The organism is Acinetobacter sp. SFA (assembly GCF_001647535.1).
In the GTDB taxonomy this organism is placed as follows: domain Bacteria; phylum Pseudomonadota; class Gammaproteobacteria; order Pseudomonadales; family Moraxellaceae; genus Acinetobacter; species Acinetobacter pecorum.
The window spans coordinates 20468-43282 of the sequence record NZ_LSZI01000012.1 but is presented as its reverse complement, the minus strand read 5'-3'; the positions used below and the strand labels follow the sequence as shown (position 1 = coordinate 43282).

31 protein-coding genes and 1 pseudogene are annotated in these 22815 nt (G+C 40.3%); 18 read left to right on the top strand and 14 right to left on the bottom strand.

Annotation, left to right across the window (positions count from 1 at the left end; translation table 11 throughout):
• Positions 1–133: 133 nt before the first annotated feature.
• From AY607_RS05320 to AY607_RS05290, 7 genes are read right to left on the bottom strand one after another with little or no spacing between them, the layout of a single operon-like run.
• Positions 134–574: a hypothetical protein gene (locus AY607_RS05320; protein WP_064101983.1), complete on the bottom strand. Its 441-nt coding sequence runs from the start codon at positions 572–574 to the stop codon at positions 134–136.
• Positions 571–987, bottom strand: a complete 417-nt coding sequence (locus AY607_RS05315) for a DUF559 domain-containing protein (RefSeq protein ID WP_064095910.1) — start codon at positions 985–987, stop codon at positions 571–573. The genes AY607_RS05320 and AY607_RS05315 overlap by 4 nt, the downstream gene beginning before the upstream one ends.
• On the bottom strand, positions 984–1244 hold the full coding sequence (locus AY607_RS05310; RefSeq protein WP_064101982.1) for a hypothetical protein: 261 nt from the start codon (positions 1242–1244) through the stop codon (positions 984–986). The genes AY607_RS05315 and AY607_RS05310 overlap by 4 nt, the downstream gene beginning before the upstream one ends.
• Positions 1241–2188, bottom strand: a complete 948-nt coding sequence (locus AY607_RS05305) for a helix-turn-helix domain-containing protein (RefSeq protein ID WP_064101981.1) — start codon at positions 2186–2188, stop codon at positions 1241–1243. The genes AY607_RS05310 and AY607_RS05305 overlap by 4 nt, the downstream gene beginning before the upstream one ends.
• Before the next feature lies 1 nt (position 2189).
• The gene (locus AY607_RS05300; RefSeq protein WP_064101980.1) at positions 2190–2387 is read right to left on the bottom strand and encodes a hypothetical protein; all 198 of its coding nucleotides are present in this window, start codon (positions 2385–2387) and stop codon (positions 2190–2192) included.
• 48 nt (positions 2388–2435) lie between these two features.
• Positions 2436–2891 carry a phage regulatory CII family protein gene (locus AY607_RS05295; RefSeq protein WP_064101979.1) on the bottom strand — a complete coding sequence of 152 codons (456 nt, stop codon included), beginning with the start codon at positions 2889–2891 and terminating at the stop codon, positions 2436–2438.
• 39 nt (positions 2892–2930) lie between these two features.
• Positions 2931–3119: a Cro/CI family transcriptional regulator gene (locus tag AY607_RS05290; protein ID WP_064102162.1), complete on the bottom strand. Its 189-nt coding sequence runs from the start codon at positions 3117–3119 to the stop codon at positions 2931–2933.
• A gap of 100 nt (positions 3120–3219) precedes the next feature.
• Between AY607_RS05290 and AY607_RS05285 the strand changes: the two genes are divergently transcribed.
• From AY607_RS05285 to AY607_RS05225, 15 genes are all read left to right on the top strand, one after another.
• A complete protein-coding gene (locus AY607_RS05285; protein ID WP_064101978.1) occupies positions 3220–3867 on the top strand; it encodes a LexA family protein in 648 nt (215 codons plus the stop codon).
• 76 nt (positions 3868–3943) lie between these two features.
• Positions 3944–4159: a hypothetical protein gene (locus AY607_RS05280; RefSeq protein WP_064101977.1), complete on the top strand. Its 216-nt coding sequence runs from the start codon at positions 3944–3946 to the stop codon at positions 4157–4159.
• 83 nt (positions 4160–4242) lie between these two features.
• Positions 4243–5325 carry a hypothetical protein gene (locus AY607_RS05275; RefSeq protein WP_064101976.1) on the top strand — a complete coding sequence of 361 codons (1083 nt, stop codon included), beginning with the start codon at positions 4243–4245 and terminating at the stop codon, positions 5323–5325.
• Positions 5325–6440: a hypothetical protein gene (locus AY607_RS05270; protein WP_064101975.1), complete on the top strand. Its 1116-nt coding sequence runs from the start codon at positions 5325–5327 to the stop codon at positions 6438–6440. Before AY607_RS05275 ends, AY607_RS05270 begins: the two co-directional genes overlap by 1 nt.
• Positions 6418–7098, top strand: coding sequence for a hypothetical protein (locus tag AY607_RS05265; protein WP_064101974.1), 681 nt, complete (start codon positions 6418–6420; stop codon positions 7096–7098). The genes AY607_RS05270 and AY607_RS05265 overlap by 23 nt, the downstream gene beginning before the upstream one ends.
• A 76-nt stretch (positions 7099–7174) precedes the next feature.
• Positions 7175–7507, top strand: coding sequence for a hypothetical protein (locus AY607_RS05260; RefSeq protein ID WP_064102161.1), 333 nt, complete (start codon positions 7175–7177; stop codon positions 7505–7507).
• 202 nt (positions 7508–7709) lie between these two features.
• Positions 7710–8183 carry a hypothetical protein gene (locus AY607_RS05255; protein ID WP_064101973.1) on the top strand — a complete coding sequence of 158 codons (474 nt, stop codon included), beginning with the start codon at positions 7710–7712 and terminating at the stop codon, positions 8181–8183.
• 261 nt (positions 8184–8444) lie between these two features.
• Positions 8445–8684, top strand: coding sequence for a hypothetical protein (locus tag AY607_RS05250; protein ID WP_064101972.1), 240 nt, complete (start codon positions 8445–8447; stop codon positions 8682–8684).
• Positions 8681–9217: a hypothetical protein gene (locus AY607_RS05245; RefSeq protein ID WP_064101971.1), complete on the top strand. Its 537-nt coding sequence runs from the start codon at positions 8681–8683 to the stop codon at positions 9215–9217. Before AY607_RS05250 ends, AY607_RS05245 begins: the two co-directional genes overlap by 4 nt.
• Position 9218: 1 nt before the next feature.
• The gene (locus AY607_RS05240; protein ID WP_064101970.1) at positions 9219–10340 is read left to right on the top strand and encodes an ATP-binding protein; all 1122 of its coding nucleotides are present in this window, start codon (positions 9219–9221) and stop codon (positions 10338–10340) included.
• A complete protein-coding gene (locus AY607_RS05235) occupies positions 10337–11458 on the top strand; it encodes a hypothetical protein (RefSeq protein ID WP_064101969.1) in 1122 nt (373 codons plus the stop codon). Before AY607_RS05240 ends, AY607_RS05235 begins: the two co-directional genes overlap by 4 nt.
• Positions 11459–11588: 130 nt before the next feature.
• Positions 11589–11831 carry a hypothetical protein gene (locus AY607_RS05230; RefSeq protein WP_064095897.1) on the top strand — a complete coding sequence of 81 codons (243 nt, stop codon included), beginning with the start codon at positions 11589–11591 and terminating at the stop codon, positions 11829–11831.
• The gene (locus AY607_RS15030) at positions 11831–11998 is read left to right on the top strand and encodes a hypothetical protein (RefSeq protein WP_171254938.1); all 168 of its coding nucleotides are present in this window, start codon (positions 11831–11833) and stop codon (positions 11996–11998) included. The genes AY607_RS05230 and AY607_RS15030 overlap by 1 nt, the downstream gene beginning before the upstream one ends.
• Positions 11991–12155 (top strand): hypothetical protein, encoded by a 165-nt coding sequence (locus AY607_RS15025; protein ID WP_171254937.1) that lies wholly within the window; start codon positions 11991–11993, stop codon positions 12153–12155. The genes AY607_RS15030 and AY607_RS15025 overlap by 8 nt, the downstream gene beginning before the upstream one ends.
• A complete protein-coding gene (locus tag AY607_RS05225; RefSeq protein WP_005104467.1) occupies positions 12155–12439 on the top strand; it encodes a pyocin activator PrtN family protein in 285 nt (94 codons plus the stop codon). The genes AY607_RS15025 and AY607_RS05225 overlap by 1 nt, the downstream gene beginning before the upstream one ends.
• A gap of 103 nt (positions 12440–12542) precedes the next feature.
• Here AY607_RS05225 and AY607_RS15400 read toward each other — a convergent pair.
• Positions 12543–12608: pseudogene (locus AY607_RS15400) on the bottom strand (hypothetical protein); the annotation flags it as partial.
• A gap of 80 nt (positions 12609–12688) precedes the next feature.
• On the opposite strand from AY607_RS15400, the gene AY607_RS05220 reads away from it, so the two are divergent.
• Together AY607_RS05220 and AY607_RS05215 are read left to right on the top strand one after the other, a co-directional pair.
• Positions 12689–13897 carry a DUF1615 family protein gene (locus AY607_RS05220; protein ID WP_064101968.1) on the top strand — a complete coding sequence of 403 codons (1209 nt, stop codon included), beginning with the start codon at positions 12689–12691 and terminating at the stop codon, positions 13895–13897.
• The gene (locus AY607_RS05215; RefSeq protein ID WP_064101967.1) at positions 13864–14517 is read left to right on the top strand and encodes an HAD-IB family hydrolase; all 654 of its coding nucleotides are present in this window, start codon (positions 13864–13866) and stop codon (positions 14515–14517) included. Before AY607_RS05220 ends, AY607_RS05215 begins: the two co-directional genes overlap by 34 nt.
• 193 nt (positions 14518–14710) lie before the next feature.
• Here AY607_RS05215 and AY607_RS05210 read toward each other — a convergent pair whose 3' ends face one another.
• Positions 14711–15805 (bottom strand): fatty acid desaturase family protein, encoded by a 1095-nt coding sequence (locus AY607_RS05210; RefSeq protein WP_064101966.1) that lies wholly within the window; start codon positions 15803–15805, stop codon positions 14711–14713.
• Between the two features lie 14 nt (positions 15806–15819).
• Positions 15820–16884 (bottom strand): flavin reductase family protein, encoded by a 1065-nt coding sequence (locus tag AY607_RS05205; protein ID WP_064101965.1) that lies wholly within the window; start codon positions 16882–16884, stop codon positions 15820–15822.
• Positions 16885–17034: 150 nt separating this feature from the next.
• Between AY607_RS05205 and fabR the strand changes: the two genes are divergently transcribed.
• Positions 17035–17715: an HTH-type transcriptional repressor FabR gene (gene fabR, locus AY607_RS05200; RefSeq protein WP_064101964.1), complete on the top strand. Its 681-nt coding sequence runs from the start codon at positions 17035–17037 to the stop codon at positions 17713–17715.
• A 60-nt stretch (positions 17716–17775) separates the two neighbouring features.
• On the opposite strand, the gene AY607_RS05195 is transcribed toward fabR, so the two are convergent.
• The 4 genes from AY607_RS05195 to AY607_RS05180 all read right to left on the bottom strand — a co-directional run bounded on the left by AY607_RS05195 (position 17776) and on the right by AY607_RS05180 (position 22745).
• Positions 17776–18576, bottom strand: a complete 801-nt coding sequence (locus AY607_RS05195) for an alpha/beta fold hydrolase (protein ID WP_064101963.1) — start codon at positions 18574–18576, stop codon at positions 17776–17778.
• A gap of 137 nt (positions 18577–18713) precedes the next feature.
• The gene (locus AY607_RS05190) at positions 18714–18980 is read right to left on the bottom strand and encodes a PAAR domain-containing protein (protein ID WP_064101962.1); all 267 of its coding nucleotides are present in this window, start codon (positions 18978–18980) and stop codon (positions 18714–18716) included.
• Between the two features lie 139 nt (positions 18981–19119).
• The gene (gene rapA / locus AY607_RS05185; RefSeq protein WP_064102160.1) at positions 19120–21957 is read right to left on the bottom strand and encodes an RNA polymerase-associated protein RapA; all 2838 of its coding nucleotides are present in this window, start codon (positions 21955–21957) and stop codon (positions 19120–19122) included.
• A 143-nt stretch (positions 21958–22100) separates the two neighbouring features.
• Positions 22101–22745 carry an RluA family pseudouridine synthase gene (locus AY607_RS05180; RefSeq protein ID WP_064095889.1) on the bottom strand — a complete coding sequence of 215 codons (645 nt, stop codon included), beginning with the start codon at positions 22743–22745 and terminating at the stop codon, positions 22101–22103.
• Between the last annotated feature and the right edge of the window lie 70 nt (positions 22746–22815).

Genomic DNA, 22815 nt, shown 5'->3' with positions numbered 1-22815 from the left:
CTAAATTAGTAACCCACTATACCATCTACAATATTAAAAAAGCTCGCCATTTGGCGAGCTTCTTAACTGTGCAACTTACATACTTCGTGCACTATAAACGAAATATGCCATATCGTGGCATGCCAGTCAAATACTATTCGATTCTTAATCGCTTATCATGTCCAGCCAAGTAAAACTTACCCGCATAGATCATATTTCGCAGAACATTTCGACCCAATTTAAACTCATCTTCCATTCTGCGGTCAGATAGTCCACGTATATTACGCTCTACAAACAATTGAACCGCACGCTTACCTGACTCACAAACCGAACTCGACTTATTAAAATCTACAATCAACTTCCTCACCTGTTCAGCTTCAAAATCATTAATTTGACAAATGACTTGATCCTTACGTGGTGCAATCCCTTTGTTATTTTCACAGATCAGCCAGTAGATCTGATTGACTCTTAGGGAATCTGGTTCATTACCTGACTTCATACGTGATATCTGGATGTATGCCCCATACTGCTTAAGCCACTCTTCAACAGTAAATTTCGCCCAATCCATTACTTCTGATTTCACCGCTGCATTCATCCCAAATCCCCTACCATCTTCTCTATCTGCTGAATCGCGTGACCTGACTTCACTTGATCCGTACTAAACCGTATTACCTGAAAACCCATCATTGTTGCTGCGTTATACTTTTCCATATCCCCTAAATACCCTTTGGCTCTGGTGTGTCTCCCGCCTCCCTGTATCCAAATACCACCTTCAACCTCAACCAATATCTTCTTACCTATCAGATGGAAATCTGCCCGCCACTTTCGTACCTGGTGAAACTCAAATTCTTGCTGGAACTCAATTCTAAGAACTTTTAATTCTCTGGCCAGCTTCGCTTCAAACTCATTCGGTACCTTTTCACTTTTAACCTTAGGGCGCTTGGAACGCCCTTTTGGTCTGGTGGCTTTCACCATTTTCTTGTATTCAGCGATTGAATAAGCTTTCAATGCTCAATTCCCTTTGCTAAATCCAAGAAGAGTAATTTTGCTGTTGCCGTCAAAGTGAAACCTTGTGGTGTCTCCCCATCTTTAGCCACTAATCTCCAAGTCACCAGTCCATTCAAATACCGTTGTAAGCTTCGGATGGAAATTCCCATATTTGGTTCAATCGCTTTATGGATCTGTTTGACAGATACACGCCCTTTGGTGGATGACAGAATCTTGAAGATCATCAGGTGCATGTAGGTTCGATCTGCTTCAGTCAAGCTGCATCTCCTCTTAGCACACCATTAAATCCAACCTGTTTCAGGTAGCTTTCCCATTTCTTGGCCTGTTCAGGTTTCTCTAGTTTCACTGCAATACGAGCAGCAAGTTTTTCATAGGACTCACCAGGTTCTGCATACTTGCCTGCGAACTCTGGATGGTTTGCAAGTTTCTGAGCAAAGATTTGAATCTGTTTTTCAGTCAGGCATTTTGGTTCTGCAGAAGATTTTGATTTTGTGTCTGCACCGGTTTTTGAATACTTGGTTCGGTAGGCATTGATCAACCAGTCTGCAAAATGGAAATTCATGAGTTCATCACAAAGATTCTTTTCAGCGTTGTAGATTTCGAATGCTCGTTTCTCCCGTTCAGCCCAGGTTGAATTCATGAGCATCTCAAAATCTAAATCGGGATCTGCCAAAAATATTTCTTCACGAAGTTTTTTAAAGCAAAGCCACCCTTTTTTATTTTTAGATTCTAATGGGAGATTCATTGGGAGATTCTGTGTCCCGTTAACGGCACTATTCAAAGTCCCGTTATTGGTACTATTCAAAGTCCCGTTAACGGAATCATTCCGTTTTTGGTACTGTTCCGTTTCCGGTACTATTTCAGACAAATTTTTATCCTGTAATGGTTCCGTTTTTGGCACTCTTTCCCGGCCATTCACACCAATCAGTCGATAGACCTTTACGCGCTTTGTAGAACCTTTGCGCTCACCTGTATCTGCAATCAACTTGTCTTCCAATAGTTCAGCAATGATCTTCAGTACGGTTTTACGTTCAAGGCCAGTGTCTTTTTCAAGACGTTGCATACTCGGGTAGCAGCAATGATCTTCACCAGCACGATCGGCTAATGAAAGCAGAATGAGGCGTTTCAGTGGTATGCGACAACCACCTTTCTTTTCGCTCAGTTCCACTCTCCAAGCCCAGTTTGAAGCATCTAAGCTCATATCATTCCCCGTCCCTATTTTCGCCGGCTTCAGCCATCACTCTGCTCGAACTAACTGGTTTGACGTATGCAGCATCAGGAGCCAAGCCAAGTTCAAATTCGCGTGCTTCAACCTTCTCAAGCAGGCTTTGCTTTACTTGATCAGTTGTAGTCGCTTCACATTTGAAAGAACCTTGATGTTGTGCTAAATTTGATCCCATATTCAATGCCCTCTAAAGTTTTGAATTGATAAAGCCTGATCCACGAAATCAGGCTTTTTCTTTTTCTACACAGGTATGAACTTGTGTATCCAGTTCAGCTAAAAGCATATGAAGCTGATGAATTACTTTTGACATATCCATTGCTTCCCCTTGTGTTATACGTCCATCTGCCATCATTTCCTTGAAGACTGCGCAAACATCACCTCCCCCCATCCCAATGCTTAAGACAAGATCCGTTAATGCTATATCCCGACATTCAGGTATTACTGGTAGATCAATGGATACCTTGCCATGTTCCGCATTCAGGCTTTGCAAAATACGAAAGTCACCAGTGATAGCCATGATCTTGGAGGCTTCCGCTAATGTGAGATGGTGTGTATCGGTATTTGGATTAACTTTGCTGTTAAGCACAGCTGGGCTTTTAATTCCTAGACGTGGAGCTATTGCACTTGCGCCACCTGGATAATCATGAACAGTGTTGTATGCCGCATCAGTTATGTTCATTTAAGATTCCTTTGAACGTTTTTGTAAGTTAGCTATGGCTTAAGCTACGTTTGAGACAGTGGAATCTAGAGGTTTTAATCCATTTGCTAAATCACGCACTTGATATTCACGCGCTAATGGAATTTTTTGCTCAGGCCATTGGCTGATTGCTTGCGAACTAATGCCTAGTTTGTCTGCCAACTCAGTGACATTACATTTCAAGAGTTTTAAAGCTTCTGATTTGGTCATAGATAATGCCTCAATGGTAACTTTTCTTACCTTATTAAACAGCATAAAACTTACCTAGTCAAATGGTAAGATTTCTTACAAACAGGATCGGCTTGAATTTATGGAAACTTTAGGTACTCGGCTTAAAGCCTTGAGAAAAAATAAAAAAATAACTCAACAACAAGTAGCTGATGCAATTGGTGTTTCTAAAACATCCGTAATCTATTGGGAGAAAGATGAAAACCTTCCAAAGCACGATAGTTTAATGGCTTTAGCCAGAGTTTTAGGGGTTACTTCTGATTACCTTTTAAATGGTAAAGGGGGCTCTTCCTTTGACAATAATATTAGCATTCCCCTCCCACTTGCTGGTCGCCTTGTCCCTGTTATTTCATGGGTTCAAGCAGGCAGCTGGACTTCTGTCGAATCCGTTCCTGCAGGTACACAATTTGATGAATGGCTTCCGCCAAATCCAAAGTGTGGAAAGAATGGCTATGGGTTGGAAGTCGTGGGCGAATCAATGCTCCCAGACTTTCGCCCAGGCGATAAGATTTATGTAAATCCTGATTTTCAGCCAGATGAATTGAAAACTGGCGATCTGGTGATTATGTCTTGCGAAGGTGATGCAGAAGCAACTTTCAAAAAGTTGATTGTTGAAAGTGGCAATATGTATTTACAACCTTTAAATCCTGATTGGCCGGAAAAGACTATGCCATTGATCCTGGGTTGCAAGCTTGTTGGTAAGGTCGTTGGATTATATCGGGATGTTTGAAAAATAATTCACCGGTGACTAAAAGACGCTATAGGCGGCTTGGGTTGAACACAATTTTAATTATGGGAAGTGTGATATGCAAAAAATTGAAATCAATTCCCACAAGATCAGTCATGTGCTTTATCAACACCATTTGCTGACTGTAGTACTTCAGACGGGTGAAAGATTTCTTTACCGTCTACTTGAATCCACTACTTTTACTAAGTTCATAGATTCAACTGATAAAGATAAATTTTATAAAACTGAAATTGAAGCGAATAAAAAGTTTAAGCGTATTCAGCTTTTTATTTAGTTAAAAGTACCTCTCTACACAGTTTATATGGGAGAGGTTGTATAGAAATACTTAAGATTTAATTGATTATTAGGGGGTAATAAATGGTTGAAACGGCTTCGACTGCAAAAATTGCAGAAAATGAATCAAAACAAATGCTGGAATTTTTCAGATGGTCTACCTATTCTGATACTTTAGAAAACAATGATTATTTATGTCAGGATACTGAAAGGCATTTTCCTGATGGACAATATGATCAGCACCCCTTAGATATAGTTTTTTCATATATACATCCTTATACAGGTAAAGAAATCTTTTTTTATTGTGACTTAAAAAGTTACAGTAGTTCGTCAATAAGTCCACCAAAACTCCGAGAAGCATTAAAATCTTTGGGACAATCAATTTCCTGTGCCAGAGATAATGAACAATGGAGAATTGACTTTTCTAATCCTGATTTTAGTGGAGAAGTTAGAGGTTTATTATTTTTACTAAATCATGATGGGGACTACTCTCAAGACATTCTTTCTAAGCTCAATGTTGTTGCGAAATTTGAGCCGCAAGAACATAGAGGTAATATTAAGACTTTAAATGTTGAAAACTTGCATATAGATCCAAATCAATTTGTGCACATTATGGACCCGACAGTAATTGTATACATGCAAACGATAAGAAAAGACATACAAAGTCTTAGGGGTTCATTAAAATTCCCATTGGGAAATAAAAACTATTACTTTTATTATCCAAATCTTGAATTACATCGAACACAAGGTGATGAGAGTAAGTTTCCTGCGACAGTTGAAGTACTATGTGGTCCATATCTTATAGTTGGAAATTTAGCCTCAGAACAAATTGATGCAGACTCTGATAAAGTCATTAAATTCTTTCCAGGATTTATTGTCTACTACAGATTAGATGGTAGTACGCAAGAGGAATTTTTATTTTTAATTGATCAATTATCAAGATATCAGATGTTTAACAACAGTAAAAAAGTCAATGTTAGACAAATTCATTTAAACCCACATATTAATGCAGAAAAAAACTTTAATAATGCTTTAATAGAATACAATAAAACTTGGAGCGTAAATGGATTAAATCCTATATCTGATGGTCAACTAACATTTAATCAAATTTCAAACTTAGAGAAAAAATTTTTACCTTCACCATTAAATGGGGCTCGACATCTTTAATGAATTATTCAAGATTTTCGTATATAAATCCTAATGACATTGATTTATTTGGAACCTTAAATAGAAATAGAGCGTTAACTAATGATGAAGTTGCGTATTTATTTGCTAAAAGAGGAATAATTTATGGAAAAAACACTTCTCGGGAATTATTAGCAAGAGAGTTTTCTTCATTTTTTCATTCTAGCTACGATTATCATTTAATAGAATCCGCATTAGCTACTGAAAATAAAAGAAGTACGGCAGTATCAGGATTATCATTAAATAACTTAGATGATCTGACAGACAGACAGGTCTTAAATAAACTTGATTCTTTAGAAAGTCAATTTATTGACGACTTAACTAATCAAGAGGAAATAGACATTGATAAGGTTGTTTATAAAAGAAATGGTCTAAAATCAAGACAAATAAATATAAACTATTCAGTCTACGATTTCACAAAAAATGCATTTAATCGTAGAGAAAGAAAAGAAGCAGCTATAATGATACGGCCTATAGAAGGTGGAAACTCCCTCTATTTGGAATACCCAAACTCTAAAGAGTTGGACAACTTGGTTGAATCACAAATATTATCGCATGTCATCAATCAATTTTCACAACCTTCAAAAACTAAAATAGAATTATTAGGTATTACAGATAATCTGCTTAGAAAGCAATTCTTTGATAATCTTATTAGAGATATTGAGGGTTTTGAATATGATACTGTACTAGATATCTATGTAACAAAAGAAAACTCTTCGAGTACTGATGATTTAGCTATCATGACCTCAGTGGCTTCAATTCGCAAAGCTTCTTTTAGTGGTCATGGTTTAATGGATGTTCCTGAGCTTGATACACTTTTAGGTAAAGGGTTTCATATCTATCGTGTAATCTGGCAAGCAACATCAAAAGAAGATAATGATGAAAAGTTTGTATTCGAAGCCAAATTTACCATACCAGATGAATGTGCAGGATTTTCATATTTTTTGAAAGGCCGTAAACTTCAAAACAATAAGATTGAACAGTGCTCTCATACAGAAACTATGAGAATTAATCGTGAAATTTATTTTGCTGCTGTAAGAAGTCTTAATTCCATTAATTCTCCTGGTGAACAATATGCACAAGATTTATCTATATAGAATTAAACTTCCTAAAGGTATTGGGATAATACATAGAACATTAGAAAATTACGAGCATAATATTTTTTCTTTCAATATACTTACTTTTAATAGTCAAATATTAGAGGTAAATTGTTTTGAGAAAATATTTAATAAAGTTTCTTTTTTATCGCCTGAAGGTGAAAATAAGATTATTGAGTATGAAAGTTATCAAAATATTAATTTTTCAATATTTAAAAAACATGATATTTATTATTTAGCACTCTCAAATCCACCGAGATCTTTACGAAATTTTTTCAATCAGTTATCAAAATTGGCAGGAATGGGGTACACAATTGAGCCTGTTAGTATTAACATTAATGCAGTTTCTGAATATTTTTTCAAAAAATACAATTGTAATATTAAGTTTATTTCAATAGAAAAATTAAGCTTAAATAATAAATCATTTGCTAATTTGGAGATTTTTTCTACAGAAAATGCAATTCAAGATTCAAAATATTTTTTATCCAAGGAAGTTTTTTTAATTAACAAAGTAACTTTGCATATTAAAAACCTTATTAGCTCTATTGAACTTACTATTAATAAAAAGGGTTTTATACAATCAAAAACCAATCCTAACTCTTTAAATAACAGTGAAACTTTTAGCTATATACAAGAAATTCTAAATTTTCAAAGCTAACCCACCCCTAGCGGTGGGTTTTCTTTTTCCCAAACTCGCTTATAATTCAAAGTCCAATAACAATAAAACTATAACTATGAAGCACATCACGTTTATCACCCTACTCTTGTCTTTAGCTTTTACCGGCTGCCAAAAGCAACAAGCCTCGAATGTAGATCTGGATGCAGTGACTACTGCCCTGGAGAAGTCAGACAGTATTCTTGGTGTATATATTGAAAAACTAAATTCAGAATTCACCAATCAAGATGTGAAAGTAAAAATTGTATGCAGGGATTACCCTCATGAATACCAAACGAACTATGCCCCCAATATGCTTAAGCTGAATTCGAATTACACTGAATCAGCTCTGTTGGCTGATATGGATAGAACCCTGGACTATTACAATCAACGAGATCAAGTTCAATGCTGATCTAATCTTTTCCTCTGAAACCCGCGAAAAGCGGGTTTTATCCAGTATCATATATTCTTATTAATGAATACTATGATATCTAGAGGAATGATCAAGATTTATTGGAAAATTACTTTATCATTTTTTTAAATCACTATTTTAATTACATAAAATATTTTTTAAGCTATGTATTCTTCTTTTAAAAAAACTTTGTGATTAAGTTATGAAAAAAATATTCTTTGCTTTGGGGTTAATTGTTTTTTGCTCTATTACAAATGCGGCCACTAACCAATGGGAAAGATATCCAGATACGGATGAAGGCCAAGCAATGTACATTATACAAAACAACAAATATGATGAAATTCGTATTCTATGCAATATCTCAAGAAATCAATCAGTTGATCATGGAGCATATTTCATTAATATTGATGGAAAAGTTTATAAAAACACAAATTCAAAATACCCAGTAACTTATGTTTTTAATGATACTGAAAAAGCCTCACCGGCAGGTACAACTGACTGGCACAATGGGGCTGTTCAGTGGAATAAATTTGTTCAAGGTTTAGCTGTAGCCACTAAAATTGATGTATTAGTAAACAATAAAAAAATAGCAACCTTCAAACCTAGTTTTGCAAGTGTACGTGATATAGCTTCTACTATTGGTAGATGTGAAAGTATGGCTTACAGAAAGTTTTAATAACTAAATCTTTTTTTATTGGTCCCGTATTTTGGAACTAGCTTTCCTGTTGACATCTTAAACACCTTAGTAAAATACTCTAGAGTCCAAACAACCCACCCTGTGTGGGTTTTCTTTTGCCTATTAAAACACAAAAGTAATTTTTATTACCATTTGTATTGACTTATTAGGTAAGCTAACTTACTTTAGTTCTCGTAGACAACAAAAAAGCGCCGAAGTTTGAGACCCGAAGCGCTTTTACAGATAACTGCGAGATCAATTATGAACAAAAACCCGATTCAAAGCAACTTGCCGGAATTCAAGCCATCAAGCATGACTTCTGAAAAGCTGTATCAGCATCCAGTCCCTACCCCTAAACCACATTGGTTGAGCAACTTCTCTGCTCTATTGATTCTTGTATCTATCTTCATCGGTCTTGCTGCAATGTTTACCTATGCAGCGGATCGAGAAGCTGCCTATCAAGCGGAAGCGATTGCAAAGGCAGTTGGGGGTGCGAAATGATTTTAAATTCTGCTGATCAAATTTTTGATGCCCTTTTGAATGGCCAGCTAGTCTACTGGTGTGAATGTGGCTCTGATAACTGGTCTCCTCTAAATGATCGTGCTCAAATTAGCTTTGTTGACCTTTATACCGGTTTCCTGCAATTCAAAGCAGATGAACTACCTGTAGTTCCAATGCCAGTAGAGTTTGATTCAACTCATCGTTATTTCTCTGAATACCTCAAGACCTTTGAAGGACTTGAAATCTATCGAGTGGGTAAAACTCGGGCGAGCTATTTTGCCCTACGTGTCAAAAGCTCAGGGACTATTGCTGACTATTTCTGCAACACCATCATCTACTCCATCCAGCCTAATGGATCATTAAGGAAGATGGACAAATCTATCACTCCAAAATGGATTTTAGATGGGCTGGAAAATGCGCGTGTTGCTATGCGCAAAAACAGACGTCATCAGGTTTTGGAAAGTACCGGCTTCTTTGCATCAGAAGATTATAAGAACTTTAAGCGTAATAACCGTCCTGCAGGAGTACGTTGAGATGGCGATTAATATTATTCCAGCGGACCAGCCGCTACTTGTCCAAGCTATCATCGTGTATCTGTATGCGGATCCAGGCTTGGGTAAAACTTCTATTGGTTTCACCGGCGAAAAAGCTATTTCTTTCGACTTTGACAAAGGTTCTCACCGTACTGGTGAGTTGCGTCGCGGTGCTGTGGTTCAGGTCAATCAATGGGCCGATGTGGCCAATTTAACCATGCAGGATCTGGAACCATTCAAGACGATTGTGATTGATACCGTTGGTGCAATGCTTGAAAGCATCAAAACTCATTTAATGCTGAATGCGACCAATAAACAGAAAGATGGCTCTTTGAAACTCAAAGCACAGGGCTTGGCCAACAACATTTTCAAGCAGTATGTGAATACGCTGATTGCTTCAGGCAAAGATGTAGTTTTCATTGCTCATGCTTCAGAAGATCAGAATGGTGACCAGGTAATTTACCGACCAGATCTTGGGGGTAAGAACCGTAATGAGCTATATCGCATTGCAGATGTAATGGGTTACCTGACTACTGTACAAACAGGCGAAGGTAAACATGAGCGGGTTATCAGCTTTAGACCATGCCCTACTCACCATGCCAAAAATGCAGGTGGTTTGGGTGGTGAAACTGGTGAGGTTTGGGTACCTGATTTAAAAGCTAATCCCTCATTCCTGGCTGATCTAATTAAGCAGGCTAAGGATCACATCAACACCATGACACCTGAACAGCTGGCAACGATGAAGGCTCAGGAAGAATTAGAGAACTGGATTCAAAGCTGTGCCGAAGCTCAGTATGCCAGTGATTTAAATCAGCTCACCGAATCTATTGATGATAAGCACCAGTATTACAAAAATATGCGTGTTGAGCTGGTTCGTAGAGCAATGGAACTTAAATGCAAGTTCGACAAACAACGTAATGCTTGGGTAGATCCGGAGGAGTTCTTTGGTATCGATGACCAGCAATTGGCCGAGCTTCAAGCCTTTATCGATGAGCGCGGTCTGGATGCAAAAACCATATGTGAACACCTTGGTATTGATGCACTGAATCAAATTGAAGCCAGCAAACTGGTAGCGGTTAAACAAGAAATCGAACTAATAGCAAAAGAAATGGTGAACGCATGAAAATTCTAAATAGCAAAGAAGCTTTTGAAGCAATGATGGCTGGCCGAAATATCATGTGCCGCGCTGCTGGTGAGCTAATGGATTTTGATGATCTGTCTCAGTTCCCTGCCACAATTTTCGCTATGCCAGGCTATGAGTTCTGCATCAAGATTGAAACCATGGAACTGGCTGGTGTTACTTTTGCCAAGCCTTTAACTCTTAATGATGTGGTGGAAGGTCAGGAAATATTCCTGGTTTACCCTAACTGCATTGTTCACACTCAATTCACTTCATTATCTGGAAAGTATGTTGAATGTGTACGTTATGGTTTCGCCCAGGCGGATCAGGAAAATGCCGAATTACAGCTACAAGCAATTGGTAAACTTCTTGGACGAGATATTCCTTACCCTTTGACAATAGAAAGTCATTACCAACCTGAAAAAAAACGTCGCAGCCGAAAAGCCAAGGAAGATACTCAGCAGGTTAACACGCTAGCTGAATCAGGTAATGCCGTGTCGAATATTGAAAAACAACCTGAGCCAGAGGTGGTTAAGCCTGTTGAGGCTGTACCAGAAGTATCAATCGCTGTTGCTGATGTTTCAAAGGCAGCGATTGAAGAAGATGCGGTTGAAACTGACCCCGTAAAGCTTGTTGAAAAGTTCACTGCCCAGATTGATCAATTTACCACGACCCAAGATGTACTTTCATTCCGTCACGTTTTCTTGGCCAATGGACATTTAGATCAAAAAGATCAACAGCACCTATGCAAACTGACTGAAGACAAACTTCTTGAGCTAGATCCTGAGCAGTACGCACCTAAGGCTGAACCCGAACTATCTCCAGATGAAGTCACTGAAGTTGCGCAACCAAGTTTCATGGATCAAATTGAAAATGTGGCACGCAAACAAGCATCAGTAGAAAGTGCTGAACATGGTAGTGCCCCTATCGATCTTTTCTACAAAAAGAAAAAGCAGGTTTTGATTAACCGGATCTATGACATGGATTCAGTTGAAACATTAGAACGACTTGCACCCGCAATACCTGCAGCTAAATTGCTCCCAGCGGATCATCAGGAGCTACTTAGCATTTATGCACAGCGCAAAGATGCTTTGGCTACTGAGACTGGGGAAGCTTCATGAATTATTCCTATTCTTCTATGACCCGCGTGCTGCTTGTGCAGCACAACGGTCGGGTTAGAACTTACCGCAATATTAACCTGTTCGGTATTGATGATTGCCTACGAGATTTTGCGAATACCTGGGGGTACAGATGATCTTCAGAATCAAACAGAAGCATGAGGCCGGATTCAAGCTTTGGCTGGAGAAGCTAGGTTATACAAAGAAAGACCTTGCCGATGGCAGTTCAACATTTACTGGTAAAGGCACACGTAAGACATTGAGCTATGTGTTTTTAAAAAATGATTTAACAGGCAATGCAGCATGCCAGGTGCTATTTGATGAATATGAAGAGCACCTGGATAACCCAGATTATTTAGATGTAAAGGTGGCGTGATGGATAGTAGTTCTAAACGAGTCATTGAGCCTACTAAATTTGATGATGCGCAATGGCTCTGGTGCGCTGACTGGTGCAAGAAAAAAGGTTTAAGCCCATATGATGCGAAGAACTGGGCAGATGCAAAGTTTGAATACTTGAAGGCTCAAGGAGAAAACAATGATTGATATTCAAAAACCATGTGAGTCTTGTGAAGATAGCAGTATCGATAAACAGGTAAATCTAATGGATCAATTCATTGCTGACGGTGGTTTTGATCAAGCTTTTAAAGATGTGTATGGGTTACCGGAATCAGTAAAACAAAGTTTAAAGGAGATTTCATAATGGGAGCAGCTATGAAAATTGATGATCCAGTTGATATCAGTTTTATGTTACTCATGAAGTATCGTAAACCTGTAATTAAACTTGAAGAACTCTTGCCCGATTACTTGCCTCATCTTACAATTGAGCAAGCGAATAAGCGTGCAAATAAATGTACCCTTCCATTTCCTGCATTTAAATCAGATGGACGTAACTCACCTTTTTATGTTCATTTAAGTGATGTGGCTTTCTGGCTCGAATCCATACAAAAAGAGTCTAAAAAAGATTGGGTAGCAATGAACCACTAAATGCTAAGTTATTGTTTAAAATCCCGCATGGCTGCACCGTATTTGCACCTTGCACCATGCGGATACATACTAAATATATAATAATTATAATTTTTTAATGTAAATCTATCCCACCTGCCATGGGAGCGACAATTAAATTGTTTGACAGTTGATAGGGACCAATATACATATAAATTCATCACTTTTTTGGTGAGCATAGTATACTGCATCTGTCTTATTCACTCATCTTTTCAGTTAATTTACCGCACCATGAATAAAACTTTTACCTCTTGTTTTTCTCTTAAGTCATTGTCTGTGCTCGCACTTTCTTTAAGTCTTGCTGGCTGTGGCAACGGTTCATGGTGGTCAAAAGATGATGAACCAACACTTGAAGTTGAACATATTCGTAAAGCTATTCCAAGCCGTGTCAATCAACGTGAATCTTGGGCACAAGATATTTACGATATTACTGAACAGCTTGGCATTCCTCAGACCAAGGAAAATGTCTGCACCATTGTGGCAGTAGTTGATCAGGAATCTAACTTTGTTGCAGATCCTACTGTTCCGGGTTTGGGTGAAAAAGCGGTTAAAGAAGTTCAAGGCCGTCTTGATGAAAAATTCAAAGACAAACTTGGTGAGGCAATTGGTGGAACAGTTGCTGGATATTTTCAGGAAGTTCTTAAAAATCATCCAAGCCCTGAAGACAATTTCCTGAGTCAGATGCGCCGGGTCAAAACTGAACGGGAACTGGATGAGCTATATCGTGAAATATTTGACTATATGTCGAAGCATTATCATGTCAGCGCACTCACTGGTGCTGCCAAACTGGTCGGGCAGAATATTGCTGAGAAAATGAATCCGATTACCACCTTGGGTTCAATGCAAGTGCATATCAGCTATGCCAAAGAGCATAAACGTCAAGGTGGCAATATTGCAGAACTGCGTACCGATCTCTATAGTCAATATGGGGGATTGTATTATGGGATTCATCGCCTGATGATGTATCCGGCAGATTATGACAAGCCGATTTACCGTTTTGCGGACTATAATTCCGGTATGTATTCCAGTCGAAATGCAGCTTTTCAGAGCATGTTAAATGATTTAACTGAAGCCGAACTCGATCTGGATGGCGATTTATTGCTATATACTAAAGATGGAGCAATCCGCTCACAAAAGAGCCAGTCCGAGCGCGAGCTGATCAGTGTTTTTGCCAAAAATAATTTTATTATTACTGAACGTCAAATCCGTGCCGATTTAAAAAAGGAAAAAGAGAAAGATTTTGAGGACACCATGACCTATCGTGGCGTTAGCAAGCTCTATCAGGAAAAGACGGGTAAAGATCCAATCTATGCCATTATGCCTGAAGTGGTCATTTCCGGACCAAAATTAAGTCGTGATTATAATACTAACTGGTTTGCTACCCGCGTCGATGGTCGATATCAAACATGCATGCGCAAAATCAAGAATCTAAAACTCTAGCCTTATTTGATTTTGATGGAACCCTATATCTGCATGATAGCTTTACCGGGTTCATTTTCCATGCCTTAAGAAAACGGCATATTGTGAAACGCGGCATGCAAATTTTGCCATGGATTCAGGCCTATTATTTAAATTTCTATCCGGCACATCGTATGCGACCCAAATTATATGCCAGCATGTTTAAAAACAGTGATGCAGAGGAAATTCTGCAATTAGCTCAGGATTATGCGCAACAACTAATATTCAAGTTAAATCCAAAATTATTAGAGCAACTTAAACACCATCAACAATTAGGACATGAAGTCGTGCTGGTATCCGCCTCATTGGATTTGTATCTTAAACCGGTGTGCAGTTATTTAAATATCGATTTAATCTGTAGCGAAGTTGAAATCAAAGCAGGGAAATTGACAGGGTTTTATCAAACTCCTGACTGTAGTAACACACAAAAGAAAATTAGAATTCTAGAAAAATATAATCTGGATAATTATGCTGAAATTTATGCTTATGGGAATAGCAAGGAAGATATAGAAATGCTCAGTCTGGCGCAGCAAAGCTATTTTGAGGGTCAAGATCAACAGCTTCCAAAAATTAATATTTCAGCTCATTCGATGCCATATTAGTCCTTTCCATTCTATAGGGTTAACCAACTAAATGCCTTTAGACAACGCTATAAATGGCAGATTAACTTTTTTACTTTATGCCTTGAAATCATCTTAAATAGCTTCGCAATCAGGGCTTTTACTTCCTGTAAGTATTAGCCTCCTAAATAAAAAAACCACTTCAAATGAAGTGGTTTTTTAGCTTTAAGAAAAATTATTTCTTAAACGGAAATGCATATTTCACAATACGTTTGATCACACTGCCGTACTGTTTTACCAAGCTGGCATTGTTATAGTTCAAACCATATTTTTCACAAACAGCCTGAACTTTCGGTGCCATTTGGCGATAGCGACGTGCAGGCACATCAGGATACAGATGATGTTCAATCTGATGACTTAAATGGCCGGTTAAAATATGGAAAGCCTCAGAACCGGTCAGGTTGGATGAACCACGAATCTGGCGCATATACCAATGACCACGACTTTCATTTTGCAGTACTGATTTCGGGAATACTTCTACATCTTTGGTAAAGTGGCCACAGAAAATAATACTAAAGGTCCAGATATTACGCAGACCATTGGCCACCATATTGCCGGTTAAAACCGGTAAAGCCGCAGGACCCGCGATGAGTGGGAAGAATACATAATCTTTAAACAACTGCTTACCGATTTTATTCTGCATTGGACGCCATTCTTCTTTGGTCTGCTCTTTGCTTTTACGGCCTTTGAAGTATTTACCCAATTCAAGATTCTGAATTGCAACGCCCCACTGGAACAATAAACAGAATGGCACTGCATAAATCGGTTGCAATAAATAGCCCGGTTTCCAGCGCTGTTCGGGGAACAGGCGTAATAGGCCATAACCGATATCATCATCCATACCTTTAATATTGGTATAGGTATGATGCTTAAAGTTATGAGTTTGACGCCAGTTGTCTGAAGTTCCTACGATATCCCATTCATAGGTCTGACCATTGAGTTTAGGATCATTCATCCAGTCATACTGACCATGCATGACATTATGACCCAGTTCCATATTTTCCATAATTTTGGCAAAGCCCAAGAGACCTGTACCCAATAACCATGCTGGCGGGAACCAGCCTGCAAACAATAAGGCGCGACCGGCAATCGACGAATAACGAATGGTTGAATAGACACGACGGATATATTTGGCGTCTTTTTCACTCAGGTCATCTAGCACTTCTTGCTTAATCGCATCGAGTTCACGTGCAAGTTCATCAAGTTCAAACTGGGTTAATTCACGGTTTTTAGGATTTTTAAAATACTGTAATTTCACTGGCATATTCATAGGATAAAACTCGCTTATAAGTCGATGACAAGGTCAGTCTGCGCTGAGTTAATACAAATTTTGAGCAGGTTGCCGGGTTCGGTATTTTGTGCACCGTTGACCAAATTCTTGGTCGAACCTTCTACTTTATTGCAGGCACATTTATTACAAATGCCCATACGGCAACCATGGGTCGGTTTAATATTTTGCTGTTCCAGGCTCACCAGAATGGACTGGCCTTTTGGAATGCTGACCGTTTTTTTCGACTGGGTCAGGGTGACATTAATAAAGCCGGTATCCGATAGATCCGCCAAACTCATACTGAAGGCTTCACCTTTAAACTGTTTTGCCTGAGTAAAAAGCTGTTCTGCTTTAGATACAAAACCTGAAGGACCACAGCAATATACGATGCTATTTTCCAGATTTTGCAGATCGGTCAGATAGGTTTCATCCAGACGCGCAGCAGCTGGCTGTTCTTGAGTGGCATACACATGAAATGAGAAATTTGCATGTTTCTGAGCAAGTTCTTCAAACCGTACTTTGAATGCGGCATCTTGATCTTTTTTAACCCAGTACCAGAGAGTGACCGGTGCAGATAGTTCACCTTTTTTGCTCAAACTTTCCAGCATACTGAGCATTGGAGTAATACCACTCCCTGCAGCAAGTAAGATCAATGGACTCGTCTGCGCAGGCAAGGTCATGTCACCATAAGGCTGACCAAATTCGATCACATCACCCACTTGTGCCTGTTCTGCCAACCAGGTACTGACTTTACCGGCATTGACTTTTTTCACGGTCAATAAAACATGTTGCGCATCTACACGGGTCAAACTATAGCTACGTTCATAACGGATGCCGTTTACCACCACATAGACCGGATGATGCTGCCCTGCTTCACCAAACTTAAATAAGCGATTCACCTGAATTTTCAGACTCAGCATATCCTGTGCTGCATTTTCTATATGCACGATCTTGCCTAATGGCTGATTCAACGACCACACAGGATTGAGTTTCTGAATCCAGAAATTAATTGCATGCTGATCGATTACACTATCAGACAGTGCATTCAATGGCATTTTAAGTTTTTGCAGTACATGCATTGTTTGTGACATCACCTTGGGTTTTTAATTATTATACACATGTATATATATTTGTATATACAATCGTATTGTTTCTAATCATTTCACAAGCTTGACTAGCTCGGTTATAATAAAATGTCATGCATGAACCTATCGATGAACGAGCCTTCAATGAAAATAAGCAGTGATGCATCTTTACTACAATCGAAAAGCATTGATGAGCCGATTATCGTACGGAGTGTCGGTCGCAAGGCTACCATTACCAAGGAAGAGCTGTTTCAGGCTGCCTTGAATCTGATTGGACCACAAAAAAGCATCGCTTCTTTAAGTTTACGTGAAGTAGCACGTGAAGCCGGTATTGCCCCAAACAGTTTCTATCGTCATTTTAAAGATATTGATGAACTGGCCATTGAGCTGATAGATCGTGCGGGGATTGTATTGCGTCAGATTTTGAATGAGGCACGGCTGCAAGCTTCCCGCCAGAACAGCATCATCCGTAGTTCTGTAGAAATTTTTATTGCCCAGCTCGATGCCGATGAAGGCAATCTAAGCCTGTTATTGCGTGAAGGTTATACCGGCTCCAAGTCTTATAAACAGGCGGTAGAGCGTCAATTGAATTATTTCCAGCAAGAACTGCAAGATGACCTGATCCGTCTGGAACGTCTGAATAATAAAAAGCTGCTACATGCTGACATTGCCGCCAAAGCGATTACACAGCTGGTGTTCAACATGGGTGCCAATGTGATTGATATACCCGCTGAAGACCGCAAAGAAATTGCCGAACAGACTATGATCATGATTCGGATGATTCTTGAAGGTGCACGCTATCTGGAAGACTCTCAGTTACGTTAATTCTTCATGGCGTAAAAGGATATAAAAGAGACGTAATCAATGTCTCTTTTTTTGTGCCGATCATAAAAGTGCAAGTTGGGCTTTGACTACCTTTGCAGTAGCTTCTGGATGCTCAAGAGGGAACATATGTCCACCTTCGACCACTGAATAATCAATCTGGTAAATCTTGTGCATTCCTTGTGGCAAACCCTGCTGATAAAACTGGCTCTGCTCGGCAGTCATCAGATGCATCGGCACTTCAGGCGCTCGGCGTGGCGTTCTCCACCACCATGCGGGTACAGTCCGGAAAATTTCAGCTTCTACCTGTTTGGGAATGGTTAACGTCACCCCACCGCGTTCAGATTCTGGCTGAATACCGCTCTCGATATAATCAGCAAAACACTGCTCATCGAAATTTTTAAACAGACGGTTAGATCGCAAAGCTTCAATCGCGACCTGTTTCGATGGCCAATGATCCTTGCGTTTTAGTGTAATTCCTGCGGGTGTATAACGATCGATACTTTTCAGATTCAGCTTTTTAATCAGTTCAAATATGGCGCTGTTTTTTCCAATCACAAACGGTGGATCCATGATGACCAGTTTGGAAAACAGTTCTGGACGTCGATACGCTGCCATCAGGGTTACCAGACCACCAAAGGAATGCCCTAGACCAATCACCTGTTGCTGAGAAAACTGCTGCTCGATATCTGCAATGACTTCATCGACCAGATAACGCCAGTCTCGCGTAATCGGATATTGCGGATTCATGCCGATAAATGGAATCGCTTTGACTTCATAGTCTTGCTGAAAATAATCCAGAAACTTCTTGTAAGTTGCCGCAGGGATACCATTGGCATGAGTAAAATGTAGGGCTTGCTTCATTATTTTTTAAACGCAGTGCGTATTCATCCTGAAATCGTAGGCCAAGCTTAATGCGCTGCGTATTAATTTGGCAGTACAAAAATGCTCAACGCATGACCTCAAAGTCACTTCTCGCTATCTCTAGAAAAATAACAGACTTATTTCTGCGATACAGTCAAATGCTGCATGGGTAGAAAAATCGCCCCGCAACTGGCCTTATCTCCTGCAATGACAACGGCTCGTCCTTGAACAGTAACAGACAATTCACTAGCGATCGCGCTAACGGTAGTTAGACATTTGGGACAATAATGCTTCATGCCATTTAAATGTACGGCAACACCATGAATCAAAAAAGAGGGTTCACATTCAGTCACCATGCCGCCATGACTGGTCTTTGTGCCCAGTGTAATCAGTGCTTTTGACATGCTTTTTAGTTCTTATTTAGTGGGCCAATTTTAAACAGGAGAAAAATAACAGGCCAGCATTCTCCGACAAAGAATAATAAAACTGGATTTTGCCCATAAAAAAGCAGCCCGAAAGCTGCATTTTTTAATGATTTAAAGCTTAAGGCTTAACCACAACCATCACCTGAATGGCTTCAGGCGTTACAGATAGACCATCCAGTAAGCTTAAACCTTCTTTCTGCAATTTCTGTAAACGTGCAATTTCATCTTCACGGATACTTGGGTTGAACTGTTTCAGATAGGTCAGGCGATCAATTTCATATTGCCATTTATTGCCATACACTTCTTTGGCTTGCTGCTTGAAGCCCGGCAAAGCACTGCGTGCCAGTTCAAGTGCCTGCTGATAACGTGCTTCAATCACATCACGACGTGCTTTCACCACCTGACGGCAGCTATTGCCATCCAAATGATGTAGATAAGGCTTCAGGATTTCTGGTGCAATCTTCTGGGAGAGATCCTGACCTTTTTCACTGAGTAAGACACGGATTAACTGTTGCGGCAGGCTAGATGGCAAGTTCAATGCTTTCGGTGCAACCACATCGACCTTGAACCAGACTTCTAGCAATACCGAACCTTGTGGCAACGCCGCAGATTTTAGCACTGCAACATTGGTACTACCAAAGCCCTGAGTATTGATCATTTCCATCACGCTTTCAGTGAATGGATGTTCCAGTGTCAGATATTGCGCATCTTCACGGATTTGTGCCTGATCACGATAGAAGGTGGCTGTCATGCCCTCCTCGTCCAGAGTCAAACCTTGAACCTGCATCTGATCGGTTGGCTTGATGATCACGGTCCCATTGCTTTGTTCATCAAAGTCGATATTGGTCGATGCCATGAAGCGCTTCATGAACATTGGCAAAGTGGTATTATCATCATAATCTTCAAGCGCGTTGACAATTTCCTGTGCCACCACCGGACGGCATGAATTGTACTCCAGTAAACGGTCACGGCCTTGCTGCAATTCCGCTTCCAAAGCCTCACGTTGCACGCTGACTTCTTCCAGCAGGTCTTCAAATTCCTGACCTTTGTCAGCAAGCAGACAGTCTTTCAAGGCAACAATAAAGTTTTCTTGCAGAGTTTGCGCAGTTGGTGAAATATTGCTGAAAATATTCAAGGCTTCATTATACCAGCGGAACATACGCTCTTGCGCGGTACCCACCAGATAAGGCACATGAATCTGGATACGGTTTTCCTGGCCAATACGGTCCAGACGACCAATACGCTGTTCCAGCACATCCGGATTCGCGGGCAAGTCAAACAGAATCAGATCAGAAGCAAACTGGAAGTTACGCCCTTCTGAACCAATTTCCGAACACAGGAGAATCTGTGCGCCATACGAATCTTCAGCGAAATAAGCCGCCGCTTGGTCACGTTCCAGCAGACTCATGCCTTCATGGAACATCGCAGTACGAATACCTGCATGTAAACGCAACACATTTTCCAGCGCTTCAACCACTGGACCGCTTCGGGCAATCAGTAATACTTTCTTGTGTTTCAGGTCTGTACGCAGCTTTTCCATCAACCACATCACGCGTGGATCAGTTTCCATCCACGAGCCATCCAGCTGGGCTTCTTCAGGCCACATTTGCTCACGTAGTTTTCCGTCTTTTGACCAGTGTTCTGGTGCCGGCAATGGTGCGGGCTGACAGTCACGTCCCGGGAAGCCTTGAATTGCTTCACGCGTATTACGGAACAGAATACGGCCTGTTCCATGACGGTCTAAAAGCTCATGAATCGCACGGAAACGCTGCTCGGGAAGATCCTCAATCGGATGTCCTAATAAGGTCTCAATCGCAGCGAAATGCTCAGCTTCTAGCGGCATGTCTGACATTAACACTTCTGCAATTTTAGCCGTATGCTGATATTGCGCTTCTTCATCTAGGAAACGATCCAGCGAGTTAAAACGTTGCGGATCGAGCAAACGCAGGCGTGCAAAATGACTTTCCACACCGAGCTGTTCAGGTGTCGCTGTCAATAACAATACACCTGGCGTATGTTCAGCCAGCTCTTCGACCAGATCATAACGGTCGTTGCCGCCTTCTTCTTCACTCCACATCAAATGATGCGCTTCATCAACTACCAGCAAATCAAAACCGGCTTCAAGTGCCTGCTCCCGAAGATCTTCATGGTCAACCATCAAATCAACAGAAGCAATAATCTTTTGTTCGGTCAGGAACGGATTCAGATCAGGATCATGTTCTTTGATCGAAGCAGTACGGGTCAAATCAAACAGCGAGAATTCAAGATTGAAACGACGGCGCATCTCAATCATCCACTGGTACTGTAGTGAATCTGGCACCAAGATCAGAATACGTTCAGACCGGCCTGTTTTAAGCTGCTGGTGAATGATCAAACCTGCCTCAATGGTTTTACCCAGGCCGACTTCATCGGCCAGCAATACACGGGGTGCAAAACGCTGACCGACTTCATGGGCAATATAGAGTTGGTGCGGAATCAGGCCGACACGCGAACCGACCAAACCACGCAGTGGACTGCTTTGCATATTGGCCTGCATCAGCAGCGCTTCAATACGCAGGTCATACCATTCTTTATAATCAATCTGACTGGCCAATAAACGATCTAAAGGCCTAGACAGCTGGATAGTCGCACCAAGACGGGTTTCATTCAGTGCCTTACGTTCTTCTGTGCCATCTTCAAGAGTGCGTACTACCTGATAACGCACCACGCCGTTACGGTCTTCTACTGATTCAACAGTCCAGGTAACACCTTCCTGATCCTGTAATTCATCATTCACATTAAATATGATACGAGATAAGGGGGCATTGCTGCGTGCATAGACGCGGGTTTCATCGCTTTTTGGGAATAAAATGCTGACCGACCGCTCATCAACATCAATAAGAACGCCTAAACCGAGTTCTGTTTCAGTATCTGATAACCAACGTTGACCAATAGCAAATTGCTGCAATTTTTCCACCTTTATCTTAAGTACAAGATTATGAATATTAGGCTCAATCACGGAACGTCATTGGAGCAAAATTCCACACCTTCAAGCAATGTATTTTGACATAAAGCTCACTAAAAAGTGAGCATAATTCACGTCGAATAAATAAGTATTTCCTAGAATGGCGCCGGACAATAAAATTCGACCAGCTGCTCTGTTTGAGGATGATAAAAACTCAAACGTTCAGCATGTAAACATAGACGTGAGCTAAGCTGTTGATGTTCAGGTGATGCATATAAAGTATCGCCAATAATCGGATGTCCGAGATATTGCATATGCACACGTAACTGATGCGAACGACCGGTAACTGGCGTCAGTTTCACCCGGGTCACGGGTTGCCCCTGAATTTCAAAATGTTCAACTGCCTGCCAATGTGTGATGGCCGGTTTATGATGTGCGGGATCTGCGATATGTAAAGGTGGACGGCTTGGATCATACACCACGGGCACCTCAACAGTACCTTCGCCTGCTAATATACCTGCCACGACCGCCTGATAGGTTTTATCGGTCTGGCGTTCCTGAAACTGGCGGGAAATGGTTTTTTGTCCCCACTTGCTCAGACCAAAGATTAAAATACCGGAAGTGTCGCGGTCCAGCCGATGGATCAGTAAAGTTTTAGGTTCTAGTTTGATCAGACGATTGATCAGGCAATCTTGTAAATCTTCTGTTTTACCGGGAACTGTGAGTAAACCTGCAGGTTTGTGGATGACCATGAAATCGTCATCACGATGTATCAGATGTTCGGTTAGAAAATTACTCAAAGTTCAATCCCAGGCTGATCGCGAAAAACAAGGCGGCAATGATAGAAAGCTTAGCCAATAATTACAATGC

Bases quoted from the DNA above. Each gene is read 5' to 3' on its own strand.
- AY607_RS15030 (WP_171254938.1), top strand. From the start codon at position 11,831: ATGGATAGTAGTTCTAAACGAGTCATTGAGCCTACTAAATTTGATGAT.
- AY607_RS05195 (WP_064101963.1), bottom strand. From the start codon at position 18,576: ATGAAGCAAGCCCTACATTTTACTCATGCCAATGGTATCCCTGCGGCA.
- AY607_RS05305 (WP_064101981.1), bottom strand. From the start codon at position 2,188: ATGAGCTTAGATGCTTCAAACTGGGCTTGGAGAGTGGAACTGAGCGAA.
- AY607_RS05245 (WP_064101971.1), top strand. From the start codon at position 8,681: ATGATTTTAAATTCTGCTGATCAAATTTTTGATGCCCTTTTGAATGGC.
- AY607_RS15025 (WP_171254937.1), top strand. From the start codon at position 11,991: ATGATTGATATTCAAAAACCATGTGAGTCTTGTGAAGATAGCAGTATC.
- AY607_RS05230 (WP_064095897.1), top strand. From the start codon at position 11,589: ATGATCTTCAGAATCAAACAGAAGCATGAGGCCGGATTCAAGCTTTGG.
- AY607_RS05215 (WP_064101967.1), top strand. From the start codon at position 13,864: ATGCATGCGCAAAATCAAGAATCTAAAACTCTAGCCTTATTTGATTTT.
- AY607_RS05220 (WP_064101968.1), top strand. From the start codon at position 12,689: ATGAATAAAACTTTTACCTCTTGTTTTTCTCTTAAGTCATTGTCTGTG.
- AY607_RS05205 (WP_064101965.1), bottom strand. From the start codon at position 16,884: ATGCATGTACTGCAAAAACTTAAAATGCCATTGAATGCACTGTCTGAT.
- AY607_RS05295 (WP_064101979.1), bottom strand. From the start codon at position 2,891: ATGAACATAACTGATGCGGCATACAACACTGTTCATGATTATCCAGGT.
- AY607_RS05225 (WP_005104467.1), top strand. From the start codon at position 12,155: ATGGGAGCAGCTATGAAAATTGATGATCCAGTTGATATCAGTTTTATG.
- AY607_RS05255 (WP_064101973.1), top strand. From the start codon at position 7,710: ATGAAAAAAATATTCTTTGCTTTGGGGTTAATTGTTTTTTGCTCTATT.
- AY607_RS05265 (WP_064101974.1), top strand. From the start codon at position 6,418: ATGCACAAGATTTATCTATATAGAATTAAACTTCCTAAAGGTATTGGG.
- AY607_RS05320 (WP_064101983.1), bottom strand. From the start codon at position 574: ATGAATGCAGCGGTGAAATCAGAAGTAATGGATTGGGCGAAATTTACT.
- AY607_RS05280 (WP_064101977.1), top strand. From the start codon at position 3,944: ATGCAAAAAATTGAAATCAATTCCCACAAGATCAGTCATGTGCTTTAT.
- AY607_RS05285 (WP_064101978.1), top strand. From the start codon at position 3,220: ATGGAAACTTTAGGTACTCGGCTTAAAGCCTTGAGAAAAAATAAAAAA.
- AY607_RS05240 (WP_064101970.1), top strand. From the start codon at position 9,219: ATGGCGATTAATATTATTCCAGCGGACCAGCCGCTACTTGTCCAAGCT.
- AY607_RS05260 (WP_064102161.1), top strand. From the start codon at position 7,175: ATGAAGCACATCACGTTTATCACCCTACTCTTGTCTTTAGCTTTTACC.
- AY607_RS05190 (WP_064101962.1), bottom strand. From the start codon at position 18,980: ATGTCAAAAGCACTGATTACACTGGGCACAAAGACCAGTCATGGCGGC.
- AY607_RS05290 (WP_064102162.1), bottom strand. From the start codon at position 3,119: ATGACCAAATCAGAAGCTTTAAAACTCTTGAAATGTAATGTCACTGAG.
- AY607_RS05250 (WP_064101972.1), top strand. From the start codon at position 8,445: ATGAACAAAAACCCGATTCAAAGCAACTTGCCGGAATTCAAGCCATCA.
- fabR (WP_064101964.1), top strand. From the start codon at position 17,035: ATGAAAATAAGCAGTGATGCATCTTTACTACAATCGAAAAGCATTGAT.
- AY607_RS05270 (WP_064101975.1), top strand. From the start codon at position 5,325: ATGAATTATTCAAGATTTTCGTATATAAATCCTAATGACATTGATTTA.
- AY607_RS05300 (WP_064101980.1), bottom strand. From the start codon at position 2,387: ATGGGATCAAATTTAGCACAACATCAAGGTTCTTTCAAATGTGAAGCG.
- AY607_RS05275 (WP_064101976.1), top strand. From the start codon at position 4,243: ATGGTTGAAACGGCTTCGACTGCAAAAATTGCAGAAAATGAATCAAAA.
- AY607_RS05235 (WP_064101969.1), top strand. From the start codon at position 10,337: ATGAAAATTCTAAATAGCAAAGAAGCTTTTGAAGCAATGATGGCTGGC.
- AY607_RS05210 (WP_064101966.1), bottom strand. From the start codon at position 15,805: ATGAATATGCCAGTGAAATTACAGTATTTTAAAAATCCTAAAAACCGT.